Annotated in this window: 5 protein-coding genes; 4 read left to right on the top strand and 1 reads right to left on the bottom strand. The window is 49.3% G+C overall.

The window, feature by feature from the left end; genetic code table 11:
* Window positions 1-510: Crp/Fnr family transcriptional regulator (locus ACEW8P_RS12640; protein WP_373513438.1), on the bottom strand; the 510-nt coding region annotated here is incomplete at its 3' end.
* Window positions 511-945: 435 nt separating this feature from the next.
* Here ACEW8P_RS12640 and rpsJ point away from each other — a divergent pair.
* The 4 genes from rpsJ to ACEW8P_RS12660 all read left to right on the top strand — a co-directional run.
* Complete coding sequence (gene rpsJ, locus ACEW8P_RS12645; protein ID WP_189562562.1) at window positions 946-1251, top strand: 30S ribosomal protein S10; 306 nt, start codon at window positions 946-948, stop codon at window positions 1249-1251.
* Between the two features lie 290 nt (window positions 1252-1541).
* Window positions 1542-2162, top strand: coding sequence for a 50S ribosomal protein L3 (rplC, locus tag ACEW8P_RS12650; protein ID WP_373513439.1), 621 nt, complete (start codon window positions 1542-1544; stop codon window positions 2160-2162).
* Window positions 2163-2167: 5 nt separating this feature from the next.
* Window positions 2168-2803 carry a 50S ribosomal protein L4 gene (gene rplD, locus ACEW8P_RS12655; protein ID WP_373513440.1) on the top strand — a complete coding sequence of 212 codons (636 nt, stop codon included), beginning with the start codon at window positions 2168-2170 and terminating at the stop codon, window positions 2801-2803.
* A gap of 1 nt (window position 2804) precedes the next feature.
* The coding region (locus tag ACEW8P_RS12660) for a 50S ribosomal protein L23 (protein ID WP_373513441.1) at window positions 2805-2983 on the top strand (179 nt) is incomplete at its 3' end.

The following is a 2983-nucleotide window of genomic DNA, read 5'->3' on the forward strand; positions in this document are numbered from 1 at the left end:
CCGCCCATTGGGGGAAACGTTCCAGCAGCCATTTGTATAGCTCTTTGCTATTGGGATAGATTTGAAACGCCTCCCAAAGCTCCGTGACCCGGCCCAAGTGAAGGAGAGTGATGAGATGCTCCAAAGGTCGGGTTTCGGAAAGAGGTCGTACAGTTGACCGAGGTCGCCTCGGTTGAGCCAGACGATGGTCGATTCTTCCAGCATTTCGACGGCCTTGAAGGCCGGGCTGCCATCCGGCTTATTGTACACGGGCGGAATGAAATCGCCCTCGGCCAGGAACCACGCGCTTACTTCCTTGCCGTTGGGGGCATCGCGCAGCCCCCGCACCCGGCCCGGATAGATGAAAAAGACGCCATCGAAGGCGTGGTCTTTGCGCAGGAGCAACTGGCGGGGGTCGAAGGGGCGGACTCTGAGGTGGTCGCTCAGGTGCTGGCGGACTTCCTGGCTTAGCTCCATGAGGGAGGCAGCTGCTTCGATGAAAGCCTCAGTTGGGCTGGCGGTGTGGTTCATTGCAAGAATCGAGTTGTGGATTCTAGCAAAAATATAAAAAAAATAAAATAGATACTACAAAGGTTTTGCCCATTTTTTTTCTTTTTTCCAAGAAATTATTTAACTGTGTGCTTGGTGTGCGTGTTCTGTCGGCTTCCGAGCTTTCTTAGTAATTTTATTAGAAGAAGCATCGCTGCTAAGCCGGAGAAAATCTTCTCCAATCACTCATCCCAAGAAAAAACGCCCCGACTATTGCTAAAACAAAAACAATACTGTAATTTTGCGACTCGATTTTTGGGAGGGGAGGCACTACAACCGCTAACCCGCCCGATTTCAGCCGACTTACGTTTGGCAATCGAATCGTAAAATCCACTGACAAAGCAAATGGTTCTTTTGTGAGTGGAGGTTCGTCGGGAACGGATGCCTATATAATGAACCAGTTTACCAATCATTAGAATGAATCAGAAAATTCGCATCAAGCTGAAATCTTTCGACCATATGCTGGTCGATGCTTCGGCGGAGAAAATTGTCAAGGCGGTGAAAGCGACGGGTGCTGTCATCAGCGGCCCCATTCCTTTGCCAACCAAGAAGGAGAAGTTTACGGTATTGCGTTCACCACACGTGAACAAGAAATCCCGCGAGCAATTCCAGCTCTGCACATACAAGCGTTTGGTCGATATTTTCTCATCCAGCGCCAAGACCGTCGACGCTTTGATGAAACTGGAATTACCCAGCGGTGTCGATGTAGAGATTAAAGTATAAAAGGTACGTTGGGAATTTTACTTCCTGACGAATGATTGAAACATATTGGTCGGGTGAAGGTCCATCTTTTTGGAAACCACATCTGAGTTCTTCCCACCGGAAAGGGGCATGCAAAGCCTCAACAAGTATTCCCGATGGCGATTGAGGTCAGATGTCAAGCACATTTGACCTTTTTTGTTGAAAATCAGAAAAATATAAAGGGGTGCGGGTAGGATGTTAAAAAGCTTTTACTAACTTTGCAGTCCGTTTTAAAAAATAGGTTCAATCCTGCTATTTTAACACAATAAAAAATGTCTGGTTTAATAGGAAAAAAGATCGGAATGACCAGTTTGTACGATGCTGACGGGCAGGCTCTGGCATGTACGGTGATTCAGGCGGGTCCTTGCGTAGTGACGCAGCTCAGGACCCCGGAAAAAGATGGCTACAAAGCCGTTCAGCTTGCTTACGGCGAGAAGAAAGAGAAGAACACTACTAAGCCCATGCTGGGCCACTTCAAGGCAGCGGGCACTACGCCCAAGCGTAAAGTGGTCGAGTTCAAATACTTCGCCCGTGAGTTTGAACTGGGTAAGACGCTGATGATCGAAGACGTTTTCGCCGAAGGTGATTTCGTGGACGTGGTCGGTAAAGTCAAAGGACGCGGTTTCCAGGGTGTAGTTAAGCGTCATGGTTTCGCTGGTGTGGGTGGACAAACCCACGGTCAGCACAACCGCGCCCGTCACCCCGGCTCGATCGGTGCCTGTTCGTTCCCTTCGCGCGTCTTTAAAGGAATGCGCATGGCGGGCCGAATGGGTGGCAACCGCGTAACTATTCAAAACCTGCGCGTGTTGAAAATCATCCCCGAGCAGAATCTGCTGGTCATTAGTGGCTCGGTTCCCGGTGCCAAGCAATCATTCGTAATCATTGAGAAATAAGATCGATGGAACTGTCAATATTAAATGTAAAGGGTGAAGACACCGGCAAGAAGGTAACGCTGTCGGAAGAAATCTTCGGAATCGAACCCAACGAACACGTCGTTTATCTGGACGTCAAGCAGTACCTGGCCAATCAGCGTCAGGGAACGCACAAGGCCAAGGAGCGTGGGGAGGTAAATTACTCTACCCGCAAGCTGAAGCGTCAAAAAGGTACGGGCGGTGCTCGTGCCGGTAGCCGTCGCTCGCCGATTATGGTGGGTGGTGGTCGCATCTTCGGCCCTCGTCCTCGCGACTACGGTTTTAAAATCAACAAAAAGACGAAAGTTCTGGCTCGTAAGTCAGTTTTGGCTGCTAAAGCACAGGCTAACGCGGTAATGATCTTTGAGAACTTTACTTTCGACGCTCCCAAGACTAAGGACTATTTGCAATTCCTCGATGCGCATTCGCTGACTGGAAAGAAAACCTTATTGATTTTGGGTGAGGCCGACAACAATGTATATCTGTCGGGCCGCAATATCCCCAAGACTAAGATCACTACGGCTGCGCAAGTCAACACCTATGAACTGTTGCACGCCGACCGCCTGCTGATCAGCGAGCCTGCCCTGATTGTACTCGATAACATTCTGAACCGATACCAATAAGATGGACATTAATAAGACGAGTGTACTCAAGCGTCCGATCATAACCGAGAAAGTGACCGCCCAGGGAGCTTTGCGGAAGTACACCTTCGAGGTGGAAAAAACGGCGAACAAATACGAGATCAAGAAAGCGGTCGAGAAAATGTTCGATGTGAAAGTGGAAAAAGTGAACACCATGCGCAG

This window comes from Persicitalea sp., from assembly GCF_041751555.1.
Classification (GTDB): domain Bacteria; phylum Bacteroidota; class Bacteroidia; order Cytophagales; family Spirosomataceae; genus Persicitalea.